The organism is Pseudomonas peli (assembly GCF_050563605.1).
Classification (GTDB): domain Bacteria; phylum Pseudomonadota; class Gammaproteobacteria; order Pseudomonadales; family Pseudomonadaceae; genus Aquipseudomonas; species Aquipseudomonas peli_A.
Map to the genome: position 1 here is coordinate 1 of NZ_JBNXUH010000048.1, position 339 is coordinate 339.

General features: G+C 65.5%; 1 protein-coding gene. It reads right to left on the bottom strand.

Annotated elements, in window-relative coordinates:
• Positions 1–339: NAD(P)-dependent oxidoreductase (locus tag ACQ4LH_RS21050; protein WP_430698963.1), on the bottom strand; the 339-nt coding region annotated here is incomplete at both ends.

Consider the following 339-nt stretch of genomic DNA (forward strand, 5'->3'; position numbering starts at 1 on the left):
AACAAAGTCCACGTGCCCGCGCAGTGCATGACCGGCCTGCCAGCGCCTCAGGTTATCGACAAACAGCTGCACCAGCAGGCGCGGGTCCGTCGGTGCCGAGCTGTGGCCAGTGAGCAGCAGACGCGGCGCATCCCAGAATGGGTGGCCGGCGGGCAACGGTTCCTCACGGCAAACATCGATCACCGCGCCCGCCAGTAGCCCCTGTTGCAAGGCGCTGACCAGCGCCTGATCGACCACCGACACCGCGCCGAACTCGCCCATGGCCCGCGCAGTACACAGCACCACGCCGTAGATCAGGCCCCATTTGATATTGGGCAGGGTCACGTGCCAGAACATCTG